This is a genomic window from Plantactinospora sp. CA-290183, assembly GCF_050936375.1.
Lineage (GTDB): Bacteria > Actinomycetota > Actinomycetes > Mycobacteriales > Micromonosporaceae > Plantactinospora.
Genome location: NZ_JBNJMX010000002.1, coordinates 472,597 through 496,225, shown reverse-complemented (window position 1 = coordinate 496,225; position 23,629 = coordinate 472,597). Strand labels below are relative to the sequence as shown.

Sequence of the window (23,629 nt, the reverse complement as noted above, 5' to 3'; positions counted from 1 at the left end):
TGTCGTGGCCGGACAGAGCTCCGGCACGGACCCCCGACGTCTCCGCAGAGCCCGCGTCGCACTGCTCGCGGTCTTCTTTGTCAACGGATCACTCTTCGGCAACTGGGCCTCCCGCATCCCGTCCGTCAAGGAGCACGTCGACGTGGGGACCGGCGGGCTGGGGCTTGCCCTGCTGGGGATAGCGGTCGGCGCGCTGGTGTCGAAGCAGATCTCGGGGCAACTGGTGGCCCGGCTGGGCAGCGCACCGGTCACCCGGGTGGGGGTACTGCTCAGCTGCTTCGCGCTGATCCTCCCCGGGCTTGCCGACAACGGCGTCACCCTGGGGCTGGCGCTCGTCGGATTCGGCGCCGCCATGGGCATCCTGGACGTGGCCATGAACGCGCACGGGGTGACCATGGAGGAGAAGTCCGGGCGCCCCGTCCTCTCGTTCCTGCACGCGGCCTACAGCGTCGGCGGGCTCGTCGGGGCGGTGGCCGGCGGCTGGCTGGCGGCCGAGCGGGTCAGTAGCGCCACCCACTTCACGCTGGTCGCGGTGGTCACCGCGACGGCTGCGCTCGCGGTGTCGCCCTGGCTGCTGCCGTCCGCCCTGGACGCCACCGCACGGGGCGGCTCCGGCGTCCGCTGGGTCAGGGTGCCCCGGGACAAACGCCTCCCGCTGTTCCTCCTGGCCTTCGCGGGCCTGTGCGCCATGGCCGGAGAAGGAGCCATCGGCGACTGGAGCGCCCTGTACCTGCGCGACGACCTGGGCCAGAGCGCCCAGTTCGCGTCGTACGGCTATGCCGTCTACTCCATCACGATGGCGGCCGGGCGACTGGTCGGCGACAGAGTGGTCGCCAGATGGGGCGGCCTGCGGGTCGCGATGTGCTCGGTGGTGTCGGCCGGAGCCGTCTTCGCGGTGGCTCTGGCCTCCGGGAATCCGGTGGTCGCGCTCTGCGGGTTCGGCTGCCTCGGTATCGGGCTGTCCGTCGTCATGCCGGTGATCTTCTCTACGGCGGGTCGGCTGGGCGGCGAGCGCACCGGGCCGGCGATCACCCTGGTGTCCAGCATCAGCGGCACCGGGTTCCTGATGGGGCCACCCATCATCGGCTTCCTGGCCCAGGTCGTCGGCCTGCCCAGGGCGCTCAGCGCGGTGAGCCTGCTCGCCGTCGCCAGCGCCATCCTGATGTACGCGGTCAAGGTGTGGCAGCCGCGCGCGGTGCCGAGCGCCCCGCCACCAATGGCCGCGCCGTAGCACGGACACGCTCCCAACGTGCCGAGCCTCGTCGAAGAAGGAGATGACATGACTGGTCTGCGGCCCTCGGATCCCGAGGTCCTGGCGACCGCCGTCGCCGACAGCCTGGTCGTCGCGGTGGACCCGGACGCCCCTCGGTCCTGCCTGTTCTACTGGGAAAATGCCCGCCCCTGGCTCACCGCCGTGGTCGACGGCGTCCGGAAGAGCAGGGACGACGAGATCCGGTCGATCGGTGAGCGGCTGCTGGAGAACCCGGCCGACCCGGCGCACCACCGGTCCCTGCGGCAGGCGCTCGTCGCCAGGGGAAACGATGATCCCGCGACAGCCGAACTCTTCGAGGCGGCCTGGCAGGCGGAGTGCAACAACCGGCTCGGGTACCACCTCGGTCCGCGCTACGCGGACGACGGTGCCGACCCGGTGACCCCCGACGAGCTGAAAGCCCTGGCGCCGTCAACCCGGCCGGCCGCCGGCGCGGACGCGGAGATTCTGGTTGTCATCCCGTTCCGGGACCGCGACACCAGGGAGGCGCGGCTGCGGAACCTGCTGGCCTGCCTGCACACGCTGCACGACCAGTCGTACGCCCGGGAGCGTTACCGGGTCGTGGTGGTGGAGACGGACGACCGGCCCCGGTTCTCCGAGGTCATCAGGCCGCACGTCGACGACTACATCTTCGCGCCGAAGGCGGACACCTTCAACAAGTCCTGGGCGGTCAACGTCGGTGTGGTGAACGCCGCCCGCGCGGCCGAGGTGATCTGCATCCTCGACGCGGACGTCCTGACCGACCGCGACTTCATCGCGCGCAACGCCGCCCGGTTCCAACGCCCGGGCACCGCGGGGCACCTGACCTACCGGAACATGTTCAGCCTCAGCGAGACGGCCACCTCGAATGCCATCCGGCAGCGGGTGCTGGGCGGTGCCGGGCAGGCAGACCCCGACACCCTGCGCGGCTTCCTGCTGCGCCGGCCGCCGGGCTGCTGCCTCTGGGTACGGACCGGGGCCTTCCACCTCATCGGCGGCATGGACGAACGCTACGAGGGGTGGGGCGGCGAGGACAACGACTTCGTCTACCGGATGGATTTCAACGCCGCCTTCGACAGCTACGACGACTGGTTGCTGCACATGGCCCACCCGCCGTCGTCCCTGCTGATGGAGGACGGCGAGCTGGTCAACGCCCACATCCCGGGGCTGAGCTGGCGCCCGGACGGACCCATCGGACGCATCGACCGGTTCGCCGTGGCCGAGGCCTCCGGCACGCCGGCCTGACCGGTCGCCGGCCGGACCGCCCGGGACAGCCGCCCGGTGAACCCCGGGCGGTCCGGGCCGCCGCCACGCGCTTCCGACAACCCTGCCACCCACGCCGGACCAGAAGGGGGACATGGAGAATGCCTGGCTCCGGAGTCGCGGGTGGGCGGCCAAGGGTTGTTGTCCTCGGTGGCGGGCGGGGACTGACCGCGACGGTGCGGGCGGTCCGGGCGTACGCGGGGCGTACCACCGCGGTGGTGGCCACGGCCGACGACAGCGGGTCGACCGGGCGGTTGCGGAGTTCCATGGCCATCCCGGCACCGGGCGACGTACGGCGGTGCATGATCGCGATGGCCGGGCTGGAGGACCTGCCGCTGGGCCGGGCGTTCGAGCACCGGTTCGCCGGTACCGATGTCGAGGGACACGCCCTCGGTAACCTGCTGCTGGCCGGGATGACCGCGGTGACCAGTCACTTCCTCGGGGCGATTGACGAGGTGAGCCGACTCCTCGGCCTCGATCCGGAGGTCGCCGCGACACTCCCGGCCACGGTCAACCCGGTCGACCTGTCCGCGACGACCGTCGGCGGAACCGAGGTCTTCGGGCAGTACGCCGTGTCGAAGACGCCGGGCATCGCGCGGGTGTGGCTGCATCCGCCGGACGTGCACGCGCCGGAGAGGGTCGTGGCGGCGATTCTGGACGCCGATCAGATCGTGCTGGGTCCCGGGTCTCTCTACACGTCCATCCTGGCCGCCGCCCTCGTACCCGACATCCACCTCGCGTTGGCCGAGGCCCAGGCCCGGGAGGTGTACGTGTGCAATCTGGAGCCCGAGGACGCCGAGACCCTGGGCTACGACGTGGCCGCCCACGTCGCGGCGCTGGTCGCGCACGGCGTCGAACCCGATGTCGTGCTGGTGAGCCGCGACTGCGCCCTCCCGCTGGGGGACGTCAAGATCGATGTCGTCCAGGCGTCGCTGGCCGCCCCGGACGGCACCGCTCACGACAGCGACAAGCTGGCCGTGGCCCTGACCGACCTTCTGCCATGACAACCGACAGCGACGAAGAACGGAGGTGAGGACGCGTGGCGTTCTTCACCCTGGCCTGCGCATTCCACAACACCGAGCGACTGCTGGAGCGGACGCTCCCGCTCGCGGTCCGGTCGCTCACCCAGCCGACCCGCCACGACTTCGAGGTGATTCTGGTCGCCGATCGGGCCACCGACGAGGCGGTCGCCCGACTGCTGCCGAGACTGTCCGAGTTCGGTGTGGACGAGTTGCGTTTCCGTCGGACCGACCGGCATTCGTTCGCGGGTCTCGGATCGAACAACTTCCACGCCAACAACTTCACCACCGTCAATCCGTATCTGGTCTCCTTCACGGACGACTCGTTCATCTGGAAGAGCGACGAGACCTTCGACGTGCTGGACGCGATGGCGGGGATCTTCGAGCGGCATCCCGAGGTGACGCTCATCAACAAGGTCGACGACCACGAGGAGTGGGACACGCCGCTCATCGACGTGGGCCCCGAGATCGAGCCCGACGTACGTTCGGTGAACCGGGCGATCGACCAGCTCATCGCCTACAACACCCGGCAGTTCGAGCCGGCTGCCCGGCAGTTCGGCGCGTGGGAGCGGAACACCTTCAACGGGGACATGGGCTTCGAGTACCAGTGGGAGAGCCTCGCCACGCACGTCGGACGGTCCTGCGGTCGCAGGATCGCCCGGCCGGAGCGGTGGCCGCTCCGGGTCCAGCACTGCGACCTGCGGCTCGACCCCGGCAGCATGCACGGCACCCAGGACGAGGACGTGAAGCTGAAGTGCTTCGACAACCTCCTGCGCAGTGCGGGCCTGGACAAACATTCCTGATCGCCGGACCAGTTGAGGAGCATCCACATGTCGGACAACAGCCTGCGGGACGAGCGGCTGAGCCGGTTCTCCCGGGCCGCGGTCACCGGGGGCGGTGGCTTTCTCGGCTCCTACGTCTGCGACATACTCCTCGCCTCCGGGGTGGAAGTCGTCTGCATCGACAACTTCTCCACCGGGTACCGGAGCAACGTCGCGCACCTGCTGGGCCAGCCCGGCTTCACGTTGATCGAGGCGGATGTCACCGAGGAGTTCGACGTACCGGAGGCGGTGGACCTCGTCCTCCACCTCGCGTCGCCAGCGTCGCTTCCCGAGTTCGCCCGGCTGCCGATCGAGACGATGCTGGCCGGCAGTGCCGGTACACACCACACCCTGCGGCTCGCGCACCGGAATCGGGCCAGGTACGTGCTCGCCTCCACCTCCGAGATCTACGGTGATCCGCTCCGGCACCCGCAGGACGAGGGGTACTGGGGCAACGTCAATCCGATCGGCGCGCGGTCGGTCTACGACGAGGCGAAGCGGTATGCCGAGGCGCTGACGGTCGCGTACGGCCAGAAGCACGGCATGAGCGTGGGAATCGTCCGCATCTTCAACAGCTACGGGCCCAGGATGCGGCCCGACGGCCGGGTGATCTCGAACTTCGTCGACCAGGCCCTCGGTGGCCTGCCGCTGCTGATCCACGGCGACGGGGCCCAGACCCGGTCGCCCTGCTACGTCGAGGACACGGCGCAGGGCGTTCTCGCCCTGGCCGGGAGTGACTACCAGCGACCGGTCAACATCGGCAACACCGAGGAGATCAGCGTCCGGGACCTGGCCCTCATGATCCGCGAGGTCGCGGGCAGCCGGTCGCCGCTGAAGCACGTCGAGGCGGACGAGGACGATCCCCGGCAGCGCCGCCCGGACATCACCCTGGCGAAGCGGGAGCTCGGCTGGGAACCGCGGGTCCCGCTCGACGAGGGACTGCGGCGCACCGTGGCGGCGGCGTTGCGTGAGCGGTCCGCCCAGCAGTCCTGAGTCGGGCGGTCCTGGGGATCGGTGGTCTCCAGGACCGGTCCGGCCCGAACATCAACGAACGAAGGCGAGGTGAACGGGTGTACGCGATCTCCGTAGTCGGCTGCGGATACCTCGGAGTCACCCATGCCGCCGGCATGGCGGAACTGGGCCACGACGTCATCGCTGTCGACATCGACCCGGCGAAGATCTCCGCACTGGCCGGCGGCCGGGTGCCGTTCTTCGAGCCCGGACTCGACGACCTGGTCCGCCGGCATCTCGGGTCCGGACGACTGCGGTTCACCACGTCGTACGAGGAGGCTGCCACCGCCGACGTGCACTTCATCTGCGTCGGTACGCCACAGCGGAGCGACGGCGTCGCCGCCGACCTCAGCCACCTGGAGGCCGTGGTCGAGCGGCTCGCCCCGTACCTGGTGAAAGAGTGCCTCGCCGTCGGCAAGTCGACGGTCCCGGTCGGCACCGCGGCGCGGCTGGCGGCCATGTTCCGCGCCGCCGCCCCGGCCGGGGCGGACGTCTCGCTCGCCTGGAACCCCGAGTTCCTGAGCGAGGGCAAGGCCGTGGCCGACACGCTGCGGCCCGACCGCATTGTCCTGGGCGTTCCGGACGCCCGAGCCGAGAAGGTGCTGCGGGATGTCTACGCACCGCTGATCGAGGCGGGAGTTCCGGTGGTGGTGGCCGACCTGCCCACCGCGGAGGTGATCAAATCCGCGGCCAACTCCTTCACGGCCACCAAGCTGTCGTTCATCAACGCGATGGCCGAGTTCTGCGAGGCGAGCGGTGCCGACGTGAAGGTCGTCACCGAGGCGCTCGCCCACGACGCGCGGATCGGAGGCCAGTTCCTCACCTCGGGGCTCGGCTTCGGTGGCGGCTGCATGCCGAAGGACATCCGGGCCTTCCAGGCCCGCGCGCACGAGTTGGGTGTCGGCCACGCCCTGGCCTTCCTCGCCGAGGTGGACGCGGTGAACATGCGGTGCCGCGACCGGGTGGTGGAGTTGATCCGCGAGCAGTGCGGCGGAGCGTTCACGGGTCGGAGGATCGCGATCCTCGGGGCCGCCTTCAAGCCGGGCACGGACGACATCCGCGATTCGCCCGCACTGCACGTCGCGAACACGATCAACCGCGGGGACGGCGAGGTCGCCGTCTATGACCCGCGGGCGATGGAGAACGCCCGCCGGGCGTTCCCGGATCTCGGGTACGAGCGCACGTTGCTCGATGCCGTGCGGAACGCCGACGCGGTGGCTCTGCTCACGGACTGGCCGGAGTTCGCCGCCGTCGACCCGTACGTGCTGGGGAAGGAGGTCCGGCATCGGAAGATCGTGGACGCGCGTCACCTGCTCGACGCCGCCGGGTGGCAACGGGCGGGCTGGACCTATGCCGCACCCGGACGTCCCGCCCTGGAAGCGGGATTCCGCGGACCGCCGTCCTGAGGACCGGTGGACGCCGGACGGGGAACGCCGGCACCGCCTCCGAAGCACCGGGAGGCCCGCTCGTCGCGGCGCTGATCCCGCTGACCTCCGCTGACCGGACCCGCCGGTTCCGGCGCCGTCCGTGCCTCCGCAGATCCGAAGGGGGGTGGTCACCTGGGCCGTCACGGCCGAACCAGATCGGAGTCCCGGAGAACGTCGGCTCGGCAGGGCCGGTTGTCAACTGATCGACGTAAGGTGCGCTGGCGAGTCGGTCGCCAGTGCCTCATCGACACCCAATCGGGGTCAAGGAAGGTACGTCATGACGAATCACTCTGGTCGGACCGTTGCGCGTTGGCTGTCGCGTCCGCTGCTGGCGGTCGGCCTCCTCGTCGGGGTCCTGGGCAGTGCCGCGGCGCCCGCCGTGGCCGGCCCGGCGGTCCAGCGCGACGCCGTGGCGCTCGCTGCCGACTGTCCGTTCACCAACACGCTGTGCCTGTTCAGCGGGACCAACTACACCGGTGAGCGGTTCACCGCGAGATCCCCGGTGGCCCCGGGTGTCTGCGTGAGCCTGGTGGACCACGGCTGGGGCGACCGGGCGCGGTCGGCGATCAACACCAGCAGCACCAGCGCGAGCATGTTCATGAACGACGACTGTGTCGGCGGGCCCTACCAGATCCCGGCCGGCACCTCGCTGCCGAACTTCGGCACCTTCACCCCGGAGAGCATCTGGGTCTCCAACTAGTCGCACTTCCGCCGGCATAGCGGACCGGGTGACCCGCGTCGCGGGTCACCCGGTTCCGTGCGGTCGGGCAGGTCCTGGTTCGGTAGGCCGTTCCGGCCCCGGGTCGGTGAACCTTCTCGCCCTGAACCGCGCCGCCTGCGCCCCGACCTCGCCCGTGTCTCCAACGGACGCGAGGGAGGTCGACGAAGGCTCAGAGCGTGCGGTAGGTGGCCGAGTCGAAGTCGGCGTAGCCGCCGTCGGCGCCAAGATCCTGCACCCAGAGGCCGGCCATGGCACCGGTGAAACCCCACACCTCGGGCTCGCCGGGAGCGGTCCGGGCGGCGTGTTCGTCGGACAGGATGGTGGCGTCCAGTTCGACGGGCAGTTCGCACCAGCCGGTCGTGGCGGGGCTGGTGTAGGCGAACCGGATCGTCGCCTGGTCGAACACCACCCGCAGACCGATCCGGTCGATGCCGTCGAGTCGGGTACGGCAGGCCGGGTGCTCGGTGCGTTCACCGGTGTCGCAGCTGAGCACCTCCAGCACGGGGCAGCCGTCGTCGTCGGCGGTGACGTAGGCGTAGTGCCAGTTGCGGGTGTTGTAGTAGGCGGTGATCCCGGCGAGCTGGCGGTAGTTGGCCGGGGTGAACTGCATGGTGGTTTCCAGGCTGCAGTTCTGGGCGGTGACCCGCCGGGCGACCAGGCTGGGGCGTTGCAGGCCGACCGGGGACTGCCCGCCGTGGATGCGCAGGTGGGATGGGCGGGCCGACAGGTCCACCCAGTCCGGGGTGGCGGGGCGGCGCAGCGTGGACCAGTCCAGGCCGAGCACGGGTGCGTCGAAGTCGTCGTGGTCGACCGGCGCGGGCCCCGGGTCCTGGGCGACCGGGGCGGCGCCGGGCGGCGCGGGTACGACGTCCGCCGGTATACCGCCGTCGACCCGGGGCCACTCGCCGGGCTCCCAGCTCACCTGTTGGATCGCCGTCTCCCGGCCGAGTACGCAGGCGCCCCGCTGCGAGTACGGCCGGCCCACCAGGTGGGCCAGGTACCAGTGGCCGTCCGGGGTGGCGACGAGACTGCCGTGGCCGGCCTTCTGCATGGTCAGGTCCGGCCGGTGGTAGGAGCTGATCAGCGCACCCGCCGGATCGGGCTCGTACGGGCCGAGCAGGGTACGGGACCGGGCCATGATGGCCTGGTGCTCCCAGCTGGTGCCGCCTTCGGCCACGAGCAGGTAGTACCAGCCGTCCTTGCGGTAGATGTGCGGGCCCTCGGTGACGCCGACGGGGGTGCCGGTGAAGATGTGCTGTTCCGAGCCGACGAGTTTGCGCGCCGCCCGGTCGTACTGCTGGATCTGGATCCCGGCGAACCGGTTCCGTCCCGGCCGCCAGTCCGCGGTCATCGACAGCAGCCAGCTGGTGCCGTCCTCGTCGTGGAAGAGCGAGGCGTCGAATCCGCGGCCGTGCAGCACCACGGGATCGGACCAGGGGCCGGTGGGGGTGGGCGCGGTGATCAGGTAGTTCTGCGGGTCCCAGTAGCCGCTGGCGAAGCTCGACACGTCGGTGTAGACCAGGTGGAACTGACCGTCCACGTAGGACAGGTCGGGGGCCCACACGCCACAGGAGTCGCCGGCGCCGGTCAGGTCGAGCAGACGCCGTTCGGTCAGGATGCCGCCGAGTGTGCGCCAGTGCACGAGGTCGGTGGAGTGGTGCACCCGTACTCCCGGGTACCACTCGAAGGTCGACGTCGCGAGATAGTAGTCGGCGCCGACACGCAGGATCGATGGATCAGGGTGAAAGCCGGGTAGCACCGGATTCCGGATCACCGGGTGCCGCGTCATGTCGTCTGTGGGTCGCGCCGGCGTGGTGGTCGTGGTCGACATGACTTCCCTTCGATCGTGGTACGCCGCCGACCGCCGAGGCCGCGGGGCCCATACCCGTGTCATCGCCCCTGCCTACCGGTGAACCCTTCGAAAACTTCCGGAACGATGGTCTGCCCGGGTTGGTCGGAGCGTTGTCTCGTTGTCCCATAATAAGGCCCATCTTGACCCCAAGGTAGTTCGCGTACGGTACCGGAATCCGGCCCCCGTCCGGGGTGCCATGGCCGCTGGTTTTCGCACCGTCCCCCGGAACTTTCGGAACTCGTGGACCTTGATGTGGGCGGGACCGGACGCCGCCGCCTCGGCCGCGAGGTGCTACGCCGTCAACGGTTGGAGCCAGCGGGGCTTTCCTTCGGCAGGACCGGCGATCGTCGGCGGTTTGCCGTCCGGACCCCCGGTGGCGGCGCGCTGATGAGTGCGGAGGGAGCGGCGGAGGGCGTGGGATTCGAACCCACGAAGAGGATCGCTCCCCTTACCGGTTTTCAAGACCAGCGCCATCGGCCACTAGGCGAGCCCTCCCGGGCCGGAGCCGCGCAACGGCGACCACCTGCCGCTGCCTAGTGTGCCATGCGGGCCGCGCGGGGCGGGGCAGCCGGTCGGCGGGCCGCGGCACGCCACACTCCCGGTGCCCGCGGGAGGCTTGCGCCATACTGTATGCATGAAGGCGATCACCATCCCCGAGCCAGGCGGACCGGAAGCGCTCGTCTGGGCGGACGTGCCCGACCCGAGCCCCGGACCCGACGAGGTGCTGGTCGACGTACGGGCCAGCGCGGTCAACCGGGCGGATCTGCTGCAACGGCAGGGCCTCTACCCGCCGCCGAAGGGCGCGCCGCCCTACCCGGGGCTGGAGTGCGCCGGGGTGGTCAGCGCGCTCGGGTCCGAGGTGACCGGCTGGGAGGTGGGCCAGCCGGTCTGCGCCCTGCTCGGCGGCGGCGGGTACGCCGAACGGGTCGCCGTACCCGCCGGGCAGCTCCTGCCGGTGCCGGAGGGCGTCGACCTGGCCGAGGCCGCCGCGCTGCCCGAGGTCGCCTGCACCGTCTGGTCCAATGTGGTCCGGCTGGCCCGGTTGGGCAGTGCCGAGACGCTGCTCGTGCACGGCGGGGGCAGCGGCATCGGGACCTTCGCCATCCAGCTCGGCGCGGCCCTCGGCGCGACGGTCGTCACCACGGCCCGGGCCGCCAAGCACGACCGGCTCCGCGAGCTGGGCGCGGCGCACACCATCGACTACTCGACCGAGGACTTCCCGGAGGCGACGAAGAAGGCCACCGGCGGCCGGGGCGCCGACGTGATCCTGGACATCATGGGCGGGGCGTACCTCGGTGGGAACGTCGCGGCGCTGGCCCGGGGCGGGCGGATCGTGGTGATCGGGTTGCAGGGTGGCCGCAGGGGCGAGCTGGACCTGGCGGCCCTGCTGGCCAAGCAGGGGTCGGTGGCCGCCACCGCGCTGCGCTCGCGCTCGGCGGCCGAGAAGGCCGAGATCGTCCGGGGCGTCCGCGACGAGGTCTGGCCGCTGATCGGGTCCGGCGCGATCCGGCCGGTCGTGGACCGCCGGGTGCCGATGGACCGGGCCGCCGAGGCGCACCGGGTGGTGGAGACCAACGACCACCTCGGCAAGATCCTGCTCACCGTGCCGTAGGGGACGTCACCGGGCCGGCCGGCGGGGGTTCCGGGGGCAGCATCCGGCGCGGCCCGGCGCCCTGCCCGGCCAGCGCGTCGTCCCGGTTGTAGAGGCCACAGGCGCGCAGCGAAAGGCAGCCGCAGCCGATGCAGTTGGTCAGCTCGTCGCGCAGCCGGGTGAGCAGGTCGATCCGGTCGTCCAGCCGGGACCGCCAGCGCGCGGAGAGCCGCGCCCAGTCGGCCTTCGTCGGGGTACGCCCCTCCGGCAGCGCGTCGAGCGCACCCCGGATGTCCTCCAGCGACACCCCGATCTGCTGGGCGATCCGGATGAAGGAGACCCGGCGCAGCTCGGCCCGGTCGAAGCGCCGCTGGTTGCCTCCGGTGCGGCCGGCCCGGATCAGCCCGAGCCGCTCGTAGTAGCGCAGCGCCGAGGGCGCCACCCCGGAGCGGGCGGCCAGTTCGCCGATCGTCAATGTCCCGTGCACCACACCGGTCCTCGTCGTCGCCGCTTGAGTTCAAGTGCGCTTCAGGTTGCAGGGTAGGGGCATGACGACGACAACGACCACCCCGGCCCGCGCCGGACAGGCGGCCGGGACAGCGCAGCCGGACGATCCGGCGCGACTCGGGCCGCTGCTGCGCCGGCTGACCGGCGACGAGAAACACGCGCCCAGCGCGCACTCCACCCTCGACGTGCTCTGGGTCCTCTACGACCGGGTGCTGCGGGTCTCGCCCGACGCGCCCGACAGTCCCGACCGGGACCGCTTCCTGCTCTCCAAGGGGCACGGCCCGGCCGCCTACTACGCGGTACTCGCGGCCAAGGGATTCGTTCCGCACGAGTGGCTGGACGACCTCGCCGGCCCGGAGAGCCGGCTCGGGCACCACCCCGACCGGCTGCTCGTACCCGGGGTGGAGATCGGTTCCGGCTCACTCGGCCACGGCCTCGGGCTGGGCGTCGGCACCGCGCTCGGGCTGCGGGCCCAGGGCCTGGACCAACCCCGGGTGTACGTCCTGCTCGGCGACGCCGAACTGGACGAGGGCTCGAACCACGAGGCGATCGCCTACGCGGGCGCGACCGGGTTGGCCAACCTGACCGCCATCGTGATCGACAACCGGTCGGCCAGCCACGGTTGGCCGGGCGGCATCGCCAGCCGGTTCACCGTCAACGGTTGGACCGCGGCCACCGTCGACGGCCGCGACCACCAGGCGTTGCACACCGCGCTGACCGACCACCGCCCGGACCGGCCGCACGTCGTGGTCGCCGTCGTCGAAACCAAGGAGTGAGCCGGAGATGCGGGAAACCTTCATCGACACCGCGAACGCGCTACTGGACGACGACCCGCGTACGGCGGTCGTGCTCGCCGACATCTCGGCCAGCAGCTTCGTCCCCGCCGCCCGCCGGCACCCCGACCGGGTGCTCAACGTCGGAATCCGGGAACAACTGATGATCGGGGTCGCCGGTGGCCTGGCGCTGACCGGCCTGCGCCCGATCGTCCACTCGTACGCCACCTTCGTCGTCGACCGGGCGTACGAGCAGATCAAGCTGGACCTGGACCACCAGGGCGTGGGCGCGGTGCTGGTCAGCGTCGGCGCCTCGTACGACGGGTCGCGGATGGGGCGTACCCACATGTCCCCGGGCGACGTGGCCCTGCTGGACACCCTCACCGGCTGGACCGTGCACGTGCCGGGCCACCCGGCCGAGGTGCCCGGCCTGCTGCGCGCCGCGGTGAACCACGACGATCCGGTCTACCTGCGGCTCTCCACCGGAGTCAACGACCTGCCCCGGCCGGGCGCCGGTCGGCTGGTGGTGGTGCACCGGGGCAGCCCGGTCGCCCCGCTGGTGGTGGCGGTCGGGCCGATGCTGAACCCGGTGCTGCACGCCATCGCCGGGCTGGACGTGACGGTGGCGTACACCCACACGCCGCGTCCGTTCGACATCGCCGGGCTGCGGGAACTGGTCGCGCCGGCCGGTGTGGGCGTCGCCCCGACGGTGGTGCTCGTCGAGCCCTACCTGGCCGGTACGTCCAGTGCGCTGCTCAGCCGGGCGCTGGCCGACGTACCGCATCGGCTGCTGGCCCTCGGCGTGGGCCGCACGGACCTGCGGCGCTACGGCGACCCGGCGGACCATGCCCGGTGGCACGGGCTGGACGCGGCGGGGCTGCGCCGGTCGATCAGCGGCTTCCTCGGCTGAGCTGGCGGCGGGTGCGCTCGCGGCCGAGGATCCAGAGCGCCTCGACCCCGTCCTTCCAGGTGATCTTCTTGCCCTCGTCGCGGCCCCGGGCGCGGTAGCTGATCGGCACCTCGTACGGGCGGATGCGGCGCCGGAGCAGCTTGCCGGTCACCTCCGCCTCCATGCCGAAGCCGCGCGAGCGGACGTCTAGCGAACGGTAGAGCGCGACCGGCATCAGCTTGAAGCAGGTCTCCAGGTCACCGATGTAGGAGTTGAACAGCACGTTGGCGGCGGTGGTGACGGCCTTGTTGCCGATCACGTACCAGAAGCTGTAGGCGCTGTGGCTGCCGAAGGTGCGGTTGCCGTAGACCACCGTCGCCCGGCCGTCGAGCACCGGGTCGAGCAGTTTCGGGATGTCCTGCGGGTCGTACTCCAGGTCGGCGTCGAGGATGACCATGTATTCACCGTCGGCGCTGTCGACCGCCGTCCGGATCGCCGCGCCCTTGCCCGCGTTGCGGGGATGGGTGATCACCCGGAGCCGGGTGTCGTCGGCCCGACCGAGGATCTCTCCGGTACCATCGCGGCTGCCGTCGTCGACCACCACGAGCTCGACCTCACACGGATAGTCCACCGCGAGGGCCTGCTTGAGGGCGTCCGCGATGCGTTCTTCCTCGTTGTAGACCGGCATGAGGATCGAGAGCTTCACGCAAATCTCCACGGTGCCGACGACAAATCGCCACTAGCCTAGCCTGATCGGCGGGTCCCGCCTCGCTGGCATCCAGCGTGGCCCAGCTCAGCTCCCCTTCGTCGCCCCGGCGCCACCGCCGGATCTCAGGCCGCGACCGCCGGGTTCAACCTCGGGGTACGGCCCGGAGCCGGCACCGACCTACCGCCGGTCGGGGCGGGCCGGGCGAGCGGGGACGGGTTGCCGGCGACCGGCGCCACCCGGGCGGCGGCAGCGCCGACCGGGACCGGCCCGGTGCGGGAGGTGCCCGGGGTCGAGCGCGGCTCGGTCACCCGGGCCCCGGCCGCCAGGCGCGGTACCGCCGTCACCCGGGGCCGGAAGGCGTGGCCGAAGAGCGCGTCGAGCTGCCAGAGCTGGCTCGGCCGGTCGACCCGGATCACGAAGCGTTCCCGTACCCCGTCGACGGCGGTCGCGGCCAGTTCGACCAGGGAGCGGCGCGGGTCGGGGTTCCAGGTGACGTTGTTCAGGTGCCGCAGTTCGGCGTTGAGGTGCAGCCGGAGCCGGTGCAGCAGCCGGGAGTGCTGGGTCACCACGAGGCGCCGCCGCGTCATCAGCAGCAGGTACCGGACCTGCAGCGGCTGTTCGGCCCGGGCGCACCGGGTGACCAGGACCGTCGGGTCACCGGCCGGTACGCAGCTGCGCAGCACCGGCAGGTGCAGACTCACGGTCGGGCTGGCGACGCCGGTCTCCGCGGCGGCCGGCAGGAACGTTCGGAAGAACACATCCATGCCGATATCAACGAGACGCCACCCGGTGTGACATGGCGGGGGCATGGATGAAAATGAGTTTATAGAAGTTCCACGATGGTTGCGTTGGCCATTCCGCCGCCCTCGCACATGGTCTGGAGGCCGTACCGGATGCCGTTGTCCCGCATGTGCTGGAGCATCGTCGTCATGATCCGCGCGCCGGAGCCGCCGAGCGGATGACCCAGGGCGATCGCGCCGCCCCGGGGGTTGAGCCGGGCCGGATCGGCCTCGGTCTCGGCGAGCCAGGCCAGCGGCACCGGGGCGAAGGCCTCGTTGACCTCGTACACCCCGATCTCCTCAATGCCCAGCCCCGCTCGGCGCAGCGCCTTCGCGGTGGCCGGGATCGGTGCGGTCAGCATGATCACCGGGTCGTCGGCGGCGACCACCGCGGTGTGGATCCGGGCCAGCGGACGCAGTCCGCGCCGGCGGGCCCACTCCGATGTGGTCACCGCGAGCGCCGCGGCGCCGTCGGAGATCTGCGAGGCGGAGCCGGCGGTGACCATCCCGTCGGCGCGGAACGGGGTCGGCAGGTCGGCCAGCCGGGCCAGGGTGGTGTCCCGGCGGATCCCCTCGTCGGCGGAGACCTTGCCGCCGTCGGGCACCGCGACCGGCACGATCTCCGGCCCGAACGCGCCGGAGTCCTGCGCCGCGGCGGCCTTCTGGTGGCTGGCCAGCGCGTACTCGTCGAGCTGGGTGCGGCTCATCCGCCACCGCTGGGCGATCATCTCGGCGCCGACGCCCTGGCTGAACGGCACCGCGTCGTCCGCGGTGAACCCGGGCCGGCCCCGGTAGCGGTCGCGGACCTGCCCGCCGTACGGCAGCCCGGTGCCGGGCGTCCCGTCGCCGGCCGTGAGCCGCGCGCTGCTGCCCATCGGCACCCGGCTCATCGACTCGACGCCGCCGGCGACCACCAGGTCGGCCTGGCCGGAGCGGACCACCGCCGCGGCGAAGTGCAGCGCCTGCTGGCTCGACCCGCACTGCCGGTCCAGGGTGGTGCCGGGGACCGACTCGGGCCAGCCCGCCGCGAGTACGGCGTTGCGCCCGACGTTCCACGCCTGCTCACCGACCTGGGACACGCAGCCCCACACCACGTCGTCGACCTCGCCCGGGTCCAGGCCGGTGCGCTCGGCGAGGGCCCGCAGCACCCGGGCCGAGAGGTCGACCGGGTGCACCCCCGCCAGCCCGCCCCGGCGGCGACCGACCGGGGTCCGTACCGCGCCGACGATGACCGCGTCCGTCATATCCACTCCCGGTGACTACCCGCCGGTAACTTCGACTGCTCCGATCGTACGTCGTGCGTCGACAACCGTCGCTGAGGCCTCCCGCCGGCTGGCATCCTGGAACCCGTGCATCCCGACCCCGCCCGTCCCGAGCCCCCGCGTCCCGAGCCGGCGCGTCCCCGCCCCGCGCATCCCGACCCCGGGCGTCCCGGCCCCGCGCGTCCCGGCCCTGGCGCTGCGCCGGCGCGCTGGCGGGTCAGCCTGGGCGTGCCCGCCCTGAAGCTGGTCGGCGCGGTGCTGTTCGTCGCGCTCGGCGCGTTCTTCGCCGACGGCGATCCGGTCCGGCTCGGCATCGGGGTACTGGCCGCCGTCGGGTTGCTCGGCTGGGCCGCGCGGGACCTGCTGGCGCCGGTACGCCTCTGCGCCGACGCCGACGGCATCACCGTGGTCAGCGGGTACGCGGGACGGCGCCGCATCCCGTGGACGGAGATCGAACGGATCACCGTCGACACCCGGCCCCGGCTGGGACTCCGCACCGAGACCCTGGAGATCGACACCGGGTCCTCGCTGCATCTTCTCGGCCGCTACGACCTGGACGCGCCCCCGGCCGAGGTCGCCGAAGCGCTGCACGCCGTCCGCCCGGCGACTCCGGCCGACTGACCGCCGGCCCACCCGGGGGCTGTCCCCGGGTGTCGCGCGGCGGCGGGACGGGGTGCCCGCCGCCGGCCGGGGACGGTCAGAGGACGACCAGGGTCGCCGTACGGAGCAGGGTCAGCCCGAGCAGCGCCACCACGATCACCGCGCCGCCGCCGAACTGGAACAGCGTGCGCCGTGCCCGGGGGGCGTACGCCAGCACCAGTGCCATCACCGCACCGAGCGCCAGCCCACCGAGGTGACCGGCGACCGAGATGTTCGACACCGTGAAGGTGAAGACCAGGTTGATCACCAGGATCGGGATGACGGCCGAGGTGTCCCGGCCCAGTTTGCGCATGATCACGAAGAGCGCGGCGAAGAGCCCGAAGATCGCTGTCGAGGCGCCCGCGGTCATCTGGTTCGGCAGGCTGAACAGGTACGCGGCCACGTTGCCGCCCAGGCCGGCGACCAGGTAGAGGCCCAGGAAACGCAGCGGACCGAGGGTCGCCTCCAGGGAACGGCCCAGCACCCAGAGCGCCCACATGTTCATGGCCAGGTGCAGCAGCCCGTAGTGCAGGAACATCGCGGTGATCAGGCGGTAGTACTCACCGGCCGCCACGCCGTGGTCGGCCGGGAACGGCAGCGGGAACAGGCCCACCACCGAGCCCCACTCGGTGAGTGGGGTGGGCCCGCCGAGCAGCCCCCCGAAGCCCGTGCCGCCGACCGCGGAGTCCCCGCCCCGGTCGGACAGGATGGAGAGGAGCATCAGCAGGACGTTCAACCCGAGCAGGGTCTTGGTCACGTACCCGTGACGGCCGGCCGCACCGCCACCGAAGACGGTGCGGGCCGGCCGCTGGGTGCGCCGGCCCTCGGCCACGCACTCCGGGCACTGGTGCCCGACCGACGCCTCGCGCATGCAGTCGGGACAGATCGGCCGCTCACATCGGGTGCACCGGACGTAGGTCTCCCGGGAGGGGTGCCGGTAACAGACCGGGGTCGTCGGCGGGGACTCGCTCATGCCGTCGCTCCGCGCCGCCGCGTACCGTCATGGGACACCCACGCACTGAGCCCGCTGATTCGCTCTCCGCGCTCGCTCATGGCGGCAACGGTACCCGGGAATCGACGTCAGCCGTCCTTGCGCTCGATCTCGACGCGCTCGATGACGACGTCCTGCAGCGGCCGGTCCTGGGCGTTGGTCGCGGTGCCGGCGATCGCGTCGACGACCTTCGCCGACGCCTCGTCGGCCACCTGGCCGAAGATCGTGTGCCGGTTGTTGAGGTGCGGCGTCGGGGCCACGGTGATGAAGAACTGCGAGCCGTTGGTGCCCGGTCCGGCGTTCGCCATCGCCAGCAGGTACGGCCGGTCGAAGCGCAGCTCGGGGTGGAACTCGTCGCCGAACTGGTAGCCCGGGCCGCCCCGCCCGGTGCCGGTCGGGTCACCCAGCTGGATCATGAAGCCGCTGATCACCCGGTGCGAGATGGTGCCGTCGTAGTACGGCCCGCTCCCCGGCTGACCGGTGCGCGGGTCGGTGTACTCGCGGGTGCCCTCGGCGAGCTCCACGAAGTTGCGGACGGTCTTCGGCGCGTGGTTGGGGAAGAGTTCCAGCCGGATCGGACCGGCGTTGGTGTGCAGGATCGCGTAGGCAGCCTCGGCCACGGGTACTCCTTGCTCGTCTTGTTCGCCGGTCGTGTCGTACCGGCCGGCGGGACGTCCGCCGGCCAGATGGCACGGGCCGGCACTGTCGGTGGTTCCACGCGGATCCTCCCATGTGCCCGTTCTGCCAGTGCGGGCGCACCGGAGGGTGCAGGATGGCGAAGGAACAACACCAAGGAGGTGGGGACCGGTGTTCGGTTTCGGGGGGCGCTCATCCCACAGGCAACTCGTCAGGGCCGAGCTGGGCGAAAGTCTCGATCATCTGATGCGTGCGGCGACCCATGCGGCGTCCGGTATGGGCGCGACGGTGGGGCCGCGGGTGTACGTCGCCCGCGAGTACGTGGGGCCGACCGCGACCAGGGTGCGCAGGACGGCCTCGGACGGCTGGGAGTCGACGCTGACGGCGCTCGCGCCGCTGGCCGTCGCGGCGACGGACGGTGCCCGTCAGGCCGGCTCGGTGGCCCGCAAGGCAAACTCGAAGAGGATGAGGGCGATGCGGAAGAAGAACTCGAGGGTGGGTCGGCGCTGGCCGATCCTGACCGGGCTGCTGGTGGCCGGCGCCGTCGCCGCGGTCGTGGGGGCGGCCGCGATGCGCCGCCGGGAGCAACAGCCCTGGGACGAGTACGACCCGGCGGCCACCCTGGACGCGGTACGCGACGACGCGGCCGCGATCATGGGCGGTTCCGCCGACGGGGCGACGCCCGAGCCGGGATCGCCGAAGTCGTCTCCGGTCGAGCGGGTGAAGAACCGGGCGGCGGCGGCCGGCGAGAAGCTGGCATCGACCACCACCTCGATCACCGAGGGTGCCCGGAAGGCCACGACCAAGCACACCGACCAGGACGGGCTGCTCGGCAGCGCCGCCGGCTCGTCCCCGAACAGCGGCGGCTGAGCACGCCGGACGGGCTGACCGGCCGCGCCGCAGCGGCGCCGGCCGGTCCCCCCGGCGCCGGACCGGGGCACCGCGGCGTCGGGCCGGGGCACGCGGCCGGGGCGGTCAGAGCCAGCCGTTGCGCCGGAACCAGCGGTAGAACGCGAGCGAGATCGCCAGCATCAGGGCCAGCACCACCGGATAGCCGTACTTCCACTGGGTCTCCGGCATGTACTGGAAGTTCATCCCGTAGATGCCCGCGATCGCCGTCCACACGGCGGCGATACCGGCCCAGGCGGCGATCTTGCGCATGTCGTTGTTCTGCTCGACGGTCACCTGGGCCAGCCGCGCCTGGAGGATGGAGTTCAGCAGGTCGTCGTACGAGCTGACCTGCTCGACCGTACGGGCCAGGTGGTCCTGCACGTCGCGGAAGTACCGGCGGATCTCCTTCGGCACCTCGCGGTTCGCCTGGGTCGTCAGCGTCATCAGCGGCCGTTGCAGCGGCACCACCGCGCGCTTGAACTCGACCAGTTCCCGCTTCATCTGGTAGATCCGCTGGACCCGTCCGCTCGTCTGCCGGCCGAAGACCTCGCTCTCCAGGGCGTCGAGGTCCTCGCCGACCTGCTCGGCCACCTCCAGGTAGAGGTCGACGACCCGGTCCATGACCGCGTACGCCACCGCCCAGGGCCCCTGCTCCAACAGCTCGCGGCGAGCCTCCAGGTCGGAGCGGACCGGGGCGAGCCGGCAGGCGTCCCCGTGCCGCACGCTGACCACGAAGTTCGGACCGATGAAGAGCATCACCTGACCGGTCTCGACCACCTCGGAGTTCTCGGTCAGCTCGCCGTGCGGCACGTACCGGGCGGTGCGCAGGACCAGGAAACTGACGTCGCCGAACCGCTCCAGCTTGGGTCGCTGCTGCGCCTTGACCGCGTCCTCGACGGCCAGCTCGTGCAGCTCGTACGTCTCGGCGATCCCGGCCATCTCCTCGGCGCTGGGTTCGTGCAGGCCCAACCAGACGAAGGCGCCCTGCTTCCGGGCCGCCGCCAGCGCCTCGGCGTGACGGAGATCACCGCTCTGGCGTACCCCGTCCACGTAGAGGCCGCAGTCGACCACGCCCTCGTGGTGGCGCCCGTCACCGTCCGGGGAGCGCGGCTGGTTGATCTCGACGCTGAGCATCCGGGTCACCGCGCGTACCGGCGCGGGCCAGCTCCGCGACCGGGTACGTCCGCGTCCGTCGCCCCTCGGGTGCTCCTGCTCCCGATCGACACGATCCGTCATGGCCGCCGCCTCCTCCCCGCCCGCGCTCCGGGTGCGGCTTGCAGGCTACGCCGCCGGGCGGCCGGGCTCGGTGCGTCGGCGGTCACAGCGCCCGTCCCAGGGGCGGAAAAGTGGCGCCGGGTGGACCGTCCGCGTCGGGGGGTAAGGAGCGAACGGCCCACCCGGCGCCGTTGGGGGCGGGGGGTGTTGTCTGCGGCGCCAGCCGCGCACGGAGTTCTCCGCCGGTCGACCGACCTGCGGTGGTGATCGCCCTGGCGCGAGTGGCGCTCGCAGCATTGTGGGGTGCTTACCGGTCCGGAGGGAACCCCGGACCGGTTACTAACGCGTATTGTCGGCTATCCGACACAACTTGACGCAGCCGCCGGACCCCGTCGGCTACTCCCGGACGGCCCGCACCGCCTCGGCGAGACGGCGTACGCCCTCCTCGATCTGGTCCACCGTCACCGCCGAGTACGCCAGCCGCAGCGAGTGCTGACCGCCCTCGACCAGGAAATCGCTCCCCTTCACCACGGTCACGCCACGCTCGGCGGCCGCCGGGGCCAGCCGGTCCACCCGGACGTTCTGCGGCAGCTCGACCCAGAGGAAGTAGCCGCCGTTCGGCTCGGTGAACCGGGCCTCGGGAATGTGGCGCCGCAGCGCGGCGCCCAGCGCGGCGGCCCGCTCACCCAGGGCCGCGCTGACCGTACGGATCGACCTGTCGATGTCGCCGGAGACGCAGAACTGGTGCACGATCGCCTGCGCCACCAGGCCCGGCGAGATGTAGAGGTTGGTCGCCTGCTTCGCGATGTCGGCGATCAGGTCGGCCGGTCCGACCAGATAGCCCACCCGGACCCCGGGGCAGACGGTCTTGGTGAAGCTGGAGGCGTGGACCACGGTGCCCTCCCCGTCCAGGGAGAGCATCGAGGGCAGCGGCTCACCCCGGAACCGCACGTCCGCGTACGGGTCGTCCTCGAAGATCGTGAAGCGGTACTCGGTGGCGAGGTCGAGCAGGGCGCGGCGCTTCTCCAGGGACAGGGTCACCCCGGCCGGGTTCTGGTAGTTGGGGATGATGTGCGCCAGCTTCGGGCGTACCCCCGACTCCAGCAGCTTGCCCAGCTCCTCGGTGTCGATCCCGTCCGGCTGGATCGTCACCGCGTGCAGCTCGCTCCCCTTGCGCTGAAGGTTGAGCAGCGTCCGGTCGTACGTCGGCCGCTCCACCACCACCGCGTCGCCCGGCTGCACCAGGTGGTCGAAGAGGAACGCGTCGGCCTGGAGCGACCCGTTGGTGACCAGGACCTGGTCGACCTCGACGCGGTGCTTGTCGGCGATCCACTTCCGCAGGGGCGGGTATCCGACGGACGTCCCGTACCCGGTGATGCCGGCGGGGTCCGCGTCGAAGGCACGGACGGCGGCGGCCTTGAGCCCGTCGACATCGACGATGTCCAGCGACGGCGCCCCACGGGCGAAGGAGATCAGCTGCTCGACAGTCATGACTACCCAGCGTACGGGCGGCTCCGGCGCCCGTGGCGCAGGCACGACAATGTCCGCATCCTGAGCAGCCCAGCGGCGGTCGCGCGCCGCGGAGCCGTCAGATCGGCGCCACCGCCGGACGGCCGGCCCAGATCCGGACGATGTCCCGGACGGAGATCACCCCGAGCACCTCGCTCTCCTCCAGCACCACCAGGTGCCGGAAGCCGCCCCGGGCCATCGCGGCGGCCGCCTCGTCCACCGTCCAGTCCGGCCCGGCGTAGACCACGTCCCAGGTCAGGTGCGCCGCGGTCCGTTCGACGTCCACGTCGAGTCCGGTGCCGACCGCCCTGAGCAGGTCCCGTTCGGTCATGATGCCGATCCCCTCGGACTCGGGATCGACCACCACCGCCGACCCGACGTTCCGGTCGGCCATCATCTGGGCCGCCTGCCGGAGCGTGTGCTCCGGGCCGACCACAAGGACCTCGCTGGACATCGCTTCGCGTACCCGCATCACACATCACACCTTCGGGACGGGCGGTACCGGTTATGGACAGACTGGACGCCCCGGCCGGGAAGTACAAGACCGGCGATGTCGCCGGGGGCCATTCGATGGCTACGCTCGTTCGGTGTCCACAGAGCCCCTACGCTGCGCCGGTGCCCTCGTCGTCGACGACGAGAGCCGGATCTTTTTCCAGCGCCGGTCCCCCGACCGGAGACTCTTTCCCAACGCCTGGGACATCGTCGGAGGACACGTCGAGGCGGGCGAGACCGTCGAGGAGGCGCTGCGCCGGGAGGTGACCGAGGAGACCGGCTGGACCGTCTCCGTGGTGCTCGGCCAGGTCGGCGAATACACCTGGACCGGCGACGACGGCCTGACCCGGATCGAGACGGACTTCCTGGTCCGGGTCGACGGCGACCTGTCCCGGCCCCGGCTGGAGGCGGGCCGGCACACCGAGTTCCGGTGGCTCACCGAGGACGAGACGACGGTGCTCGACGAGGGCCGGAAGGTCGACGACGGGCTGATCCGGCGGATCGCCGAGGACGGCTTCGCGGCGCTGCGGCTGATCGGCCTGTGACCGAGGTCGACCAACCGGTGGGCGGCGCACCCGACCGGCTCGGGCAGGACCCCGTACCCCTGGCACCGCACCAGGCCGCCGCGGTGACCTGGCCGGCCGTCGACCGGCTCTTCCTGGCCACCATGGGCACCTGCCGGGAACGCGGCGGCGCCGAGCTGGTCCAGCGGTACGGCGGCAGCGCCGCGACCGGCTTCCTGGTGGAGTTCCGGACCCGCCTGGCGGCCCCGGGCGGCGTCGTGAGCCGGGCGGGCCTGGCCGCCGTCACCCGCTACCGGGATCCGGTCGAGTGCCAGCGCATCCTGGACAAACAGGTCGCCTACGGCATGATCCACCGACGCGACGACGGCGCCGTCCTCGCCACCGAGCGGGGCCGCACCTTCCTCACCGAGCTGTACGAGCTGCACGGCTGGGTGACCCGGCGGCTCTGGGTCGACCACCCGGAACGGGTGCACCGGCTGGTCGGCACCCTCGGCCGGCTGCTGGCCGCCGCGCTCGCCGAGCCGAACGGCACCGAGGCGTCGGGCGGGGCGGCCGGCGGGGCCGGCGAGGCGTTCGGCGCGACGGCCCCGCCGTACGAGCCGGACGGGACGCCGCCGGGGGTGCTGCTGCTCAACCGGCTCGGCACGCTGCGGTACCACCGGGCGGACGCGCACGCCGCGGCGTGGCTGGCCGCCGGGCACACCGCCCGGAGCATCGCCGAGCTGGCGCCCGGCCCGGAGCGGCTCGCGATCGAGCTGGAGACCGATCGGCGCTCCGCCGGGCCCTACGCCGCGCTCGACCCGGCCCAGCGGCTCGGCCTCCTCGCCGACCTCGCCGCGCTGCCCGGCTGAGGCGTCCG

At 71.9% G+C, this 23,629-nt stretch carries 23 protein-coding genes, 1 tRNA gene and 1 pseudogene; 14 read left to right on the top strand and 11 right to left on the bottom strand.

Annotated elements, in window-relative coordinates; translation table 11 throughout:
- The first annotated feature begins 4 nt into the window (after positions 1 to 4).
- The 7 genes from ACQEUR_RS07160 to ACQEUR_RS07130 all read left to right on the top strand — a co-directional run bounded on the left by ACQEUR_RS07160 (position 5) and on the right by ACQEUR_RS07130 (position 7,490).
- Positions 5 to 1,231 (top strand): MFS transporter, encoded by a 1,227-nt coding sequence (locus ACQEUR_RS07160; protein ID WP_433027197.1) that lies wholly within the window; start codon positions 5 to 7, stop codon positions 1,229 to 1,231.
- Between the two features lie 48 nt (positions 1,232 to 1,279).
- Positions 1,280 to 2,494 (top strand): glycosyltransferase, encoded by a 1,215-nt coding sequence (locus ACQEUR_RS07155; protein WP_433027194.1) that lies wholly within the window; start codon positions 1,280 to 1,282, stop codon positions 2,492 to 2,494.
- A 119-nt stretch (positions 2,495 to 2,613) separates the two neighbouring features.
- Positions 2,614 to 3,516 (top strand): gluconeogenesis factor YvcK family protein, encoded by a 903-nt coding sequence (locus tag ACQEUR_RS07150; RefSeq protein ID WP_433027191.1) that lies wholly within the window; start codon positions 2,614 to 2,616, stop codon positions 3,514 to 3,516.
- A gap of 35 nt (positions 3,517 to 3,551) precedes the next feature.
- On the top strand, positions 3,552 to 4,334 hold the full coding sequence (locus ACQEUR_RS07145) for a glycosyltransferase family A protein (RefSeq protein ID WP_433027188.1): 783 nt from the start codon (positions 3,552 to 3,554) through the stop codon (positions 4,332 to 4,334).
- Positions 4,335 to 4,361: 27 nt separating this feature from the next.
- Positions 4,362 to 5,345 (top strand): GDP-mannose 4,6-dehydratase, encoded by a 984-nt coding sequence (locus ACQEUR_RS07140; RefSeq protein ID WP_433027185.1) that lies wholly within the window; start codon positions 4,362 to 4,364, stop codon positions 5,343 to 5,345.
- Between the two features lie 77 nt (positions 5,346 to 5,422).
- Positions 5,423 to 6,769 carry a UDP-glucose dehydrogenase family protein gene (locus ACQEUR_RS07135; RefSeq protein ID WP_433027182.1) on the top strand — a complete coding sequence of 449 codons (1,347 nt, stop codon included), beginning with the start codon at positions 5,423 to 5,425 and terminating at the stop codon, positions 6,767 to 6,769.
- A 298-nt stretch (positions 6,770 to 7,067) separates the two neighbouring features.
- The gene (locus tag ACQEUR_RS07130) at positions 7,068 to 7,490 is read left to right on the top strand and encodes a peptidase inhibitor family I36 protein (RefSeq protein ID WP_433027179.1); all 423 of its coding nucleotides are present in this window, start codon (positions 7,068 to 7,070) and stop codon (positions 7,488 to 7,490) included.
- A gap of 190 nt (positions 7,491 to 7,680) precedes the next feature.
- Here the strand turns inward: ACQEUR_RS07130 and ACQEUR_RS07125 are convergent, their stop codons facing one another.
- Positions 7,681 to 9,300 (bottom strand): glycoside hydrolase family 43 protein, encoded by a 1,620-nt coding sequence (locus ACQEUR_RS07125; protein WP_433027176.1) that lies wholly within the window; start codon positions 9,298 to 9,300, stop codon positions 7,681 to 7,683.
- A gap of 469 nt (positions 9,301 to 9,769) precedes the next feature.
- Positions 9,770 to 9,858: transfer RNA gene (locus ACQEUR_RS07120), tRNA-Ser, on the bottom strand.
- 139 nt (positions 9,859 to 9,997) lie between these two features.
- Between ACQEUR_RS07120 and ACQEUR_RS07115 the strand changes: the two genes are divergently transcribed.
- A complete protein-coding gene (locus ACQEUR_RS07115; protein WP_433027173.1) occupies positions 9,998 to 10,975 on the top strand; it encodes an NAD(P)H-quinone oxidoreductase in 978 nt (325 codons plus the stop codon).
- Here ACQEUR_RS07115 and soxR read toward each other — a convergent pair.
- Positions 10,962 to 11,441 carry a redox-sensitive transcriptional activator SoxR gene (gene soxR / locus ACQEUR_RS07110; protein ID WP_433027170.1) on the bottom strand — a complete coding sequence of 160 codons (480 nt, stop codon included), beginning with the start codon at positions 11,439 to 11,441 and terminating at the stop codon, positions 10,962 to 10,964. The two genes, ACQEUR_RS07115 and soxR, sit on opposite strands and share 14 nt — an antisense overlap.
- 61 nt (positions 11,442 to 11,502) lie before the next feature.
- On the opposite strand from soxR, the gene ACQEUR_RS07105 reads away from it, so the two are divergent.
- Both ACQEUR_RS07105 and ACQEUR_RS07100 read left to right on the top strand, forming a co-directional pair.
- Positions 11,503 to 12,237 carry a transketolase gene (locus ACQEUR_RS07105; RefSeq protein WP_433027167.1) on the top strand — a complete coding sequence of 245 codons (735 nt, stop codon included), beginning with the start codon at positions 11,503 to 11,505 and terminating at the stop codon, positions 12,235 to 12,237.
- A 7-nt stretch (positions 12,238 to 12,244) separates the two neighbouring features.
- The gene (locus ACQEUR_RS07100; protein WP_433027164.1) at positions 12,245 to 13,144 is read left to right on the top strand and encodes a transketolase family protein; all 900 of its coding nucleotides are present in this window, start codon (positions 12,245 to 12,247) and stop codon (positions 13,142 to 13,144) included.
- Here ACQEUR_RS07100 and ACQEUR_RS07095 read toward each other — a convergent pair.
- The 3 genes and pseudogenes from ACQEUR_RS07095 to ACQEUR_RS07085 all read right to left on the bottom strand — a co-directional run bounded on the left by ACQEUR_RS07095 (position 13,125) and on the right by ACQEUR_RS07085 (position 15,855).
- Positions 13,125 to 13,829: a glycosyltransferase family 2 protein gene (locus tag ACQEUR_RS07095; protein ID WP_433027161.1), complete on the bottom strand. Its 705-nt coding sequence runs from the start codon at positions 13,827 to 13,829 to the stop codon at positions 13,125 to 13,127. The two genes, ACQEUR_RS07100 and ACQEUR_RS07095, sit on opposite strands and share 20 nt — an antisense overlap.
- Before the next feature lie 284 nt (positions 13,830 to 14,113).
- Positions 14,114 to 14,596 (bottom strand): annotated as a pseudogene (locus tag ACQEUR_RS07090) (hypothetical protein); the annotation flags it as partial.
- Between the two features lie 59 nt (positions 14,597 to 14,655).
- The gene (locus ACQEUR_RS07085; protein WP_433027158.1) at positions 14,656 to 15,855 is read right to left on the bottom strand and encodes a thiolase family protein; all 1,200 of its coding nucleotides are present in this window, start codon (positions 15,853 to 15,855) and stop codon (positions 14,656 to 14,658) included.
- A gap of 246 nt (positions 15,856 to 16,101) precedes the next feature.
- On the opposite strand from ACQEUR_RS07085, the gene ACQEUR_RS07080 reads away from it, so the two are divergent.
- Positions 16,102 to 16,494, top strand: coding sequence for a PH domain-containing protein (locus ACQEUR_RS07080; protein WP_433027155.1), 393 nt, complete (start codon positions 16,102 to 16,104; stop codon positions 16,492 to 16,494).
- A gap of 76 nt (positions 16,495 to 16,570) precedes the next feature.
- Here the strand turns inward: ACQEUR_RS07080 and ACQEUR_RS07075 are convergent, their stop codons facing one another.
- Both ACQEUR_RS07075 and ACQEUR_RS07070 read right to left on the bottom strand, forming a co-directional pair.
- A complete protein-coding gene (locus ACQEUR_RS07075; protein WP_433027152.1) occupies positions 16,571 to 17,485 on the bottom strand; it encodes a rhomboid family intramembrane serine protease in 915 nt (304 codons plus the stop codon).
- A gap of 107 nt (positions 17,486 to 17,592) precedes the next feature.
- Complete coding sequence (locus tag ACQEUR_RS07070; RefSeq protein WP_433027149.1) at positions 17,593 to 18,123, bottom strand: peptidylprolyl isomerase; 531 nt, start codon at positions 18,121 to 18,123, stop codon at positions 17,593 to 17,595.
- Positions 18,124 to 18,427: 304 nt separating this feature from the next.
- On the opposite strand from ACQEUR_RS07070, the gene ACQEUR_RS07065 reads away from it, so the two are divergent.
- Positions 18,428 to 19,009 carry a hypothetical protein gene (locus ACQEUR_RS07065; protein WP_433027146.1) on the top strand — a complete coding sequence of 194 codons (582 nt, stop codon included), beginning with the start codon at positions 18,428 to 18,430 and terminating at the stop codon, positions 19,007 to 19,009.
- Between the two features lie 105 nt (positions 19,010 to 19,114).
- Here the strand turns inward: ACQEUR_RS07065 and corA are convergent, their stop codons facing one another.
- From corA to ACQEUR_RS07050, 3 genes are all read right to left on the bottom strand, one after another.
- Positions 19,115 to 20,266: a magnesium/cobalt transporter CorA gene (gene corA / locus ACQEUR_RS07060; RefSeq protein ID WP_433027143.1), complete on the bottom strand. Its 1,152-nt coding sequence runs from the start codon at positions 20,264 to 20,266 to the stop codon at positions 19,115 to 19,117.
- Positions 20,267 to 20,641: 375 nt separating this feature from the next.
- On the bottom strand, positions 20,642 to 21,736 hold the full coding sequence (locus ACQEUR_RS07055; RefSeq protein ID WP_433027140.1) for a PLP-dependent aminotransferase family protein: 1,095 nt from the start codon (positions 21,734 to 21,736) through the stop codon (positions 20,642 to 20,644).
- Positions 21,737 to 21,833: 97 nt separating this feature from the next.
- A complete protein-coding gene (locus ACQEUR_RS07050; protein WP_433027137.1) occupies positions 21,834 to 22,226 on the bottom strand; it encodes a CBS domain-containing protein in 393 nt (130 codons plus the stop codon).
- 115 nt (positions 22,227 to 22,341) lie between these two features.
- Between ACQEUR_RS07050 and ACQEUR_RS07045 the strand changes: the two genes are divergently transcribed.
- Together ACQEUR_RS07045 and ACQEUR_RS07040 are read left to right on the top strand one after the other, a co-directional pair.
- Positions 22,342 to 22,791 carry an NUDIX hydrolase gene (locus tag ACQEUR_RS07045; protein ID WP_433027134.1) on the top strand — a complete coding sequence of 150 codons (450 nt, stop codon included), beginning with the start codon at positions 22,342 to 22,344 and terminating at the stop codon, positions 22,789 to 22,791.
- Complete coding sequence (locus tag ACQEUR_RS07040; protein WP_433027131.1) at positions 22,788 to 23,621, top strand: hypothetical protein; 834 nt, start codon at positions 22,788 to 22,790, stop codon at positions 23,619 to 23,621. The genes ACQEUR_RS07045 and ACQEUR_RS07040 overlap by 4 nt, the downstream gene beginning before the upstream one ends.
- Positions 23,622 to 23,629 lie beyond the last annotated feature (8 nt).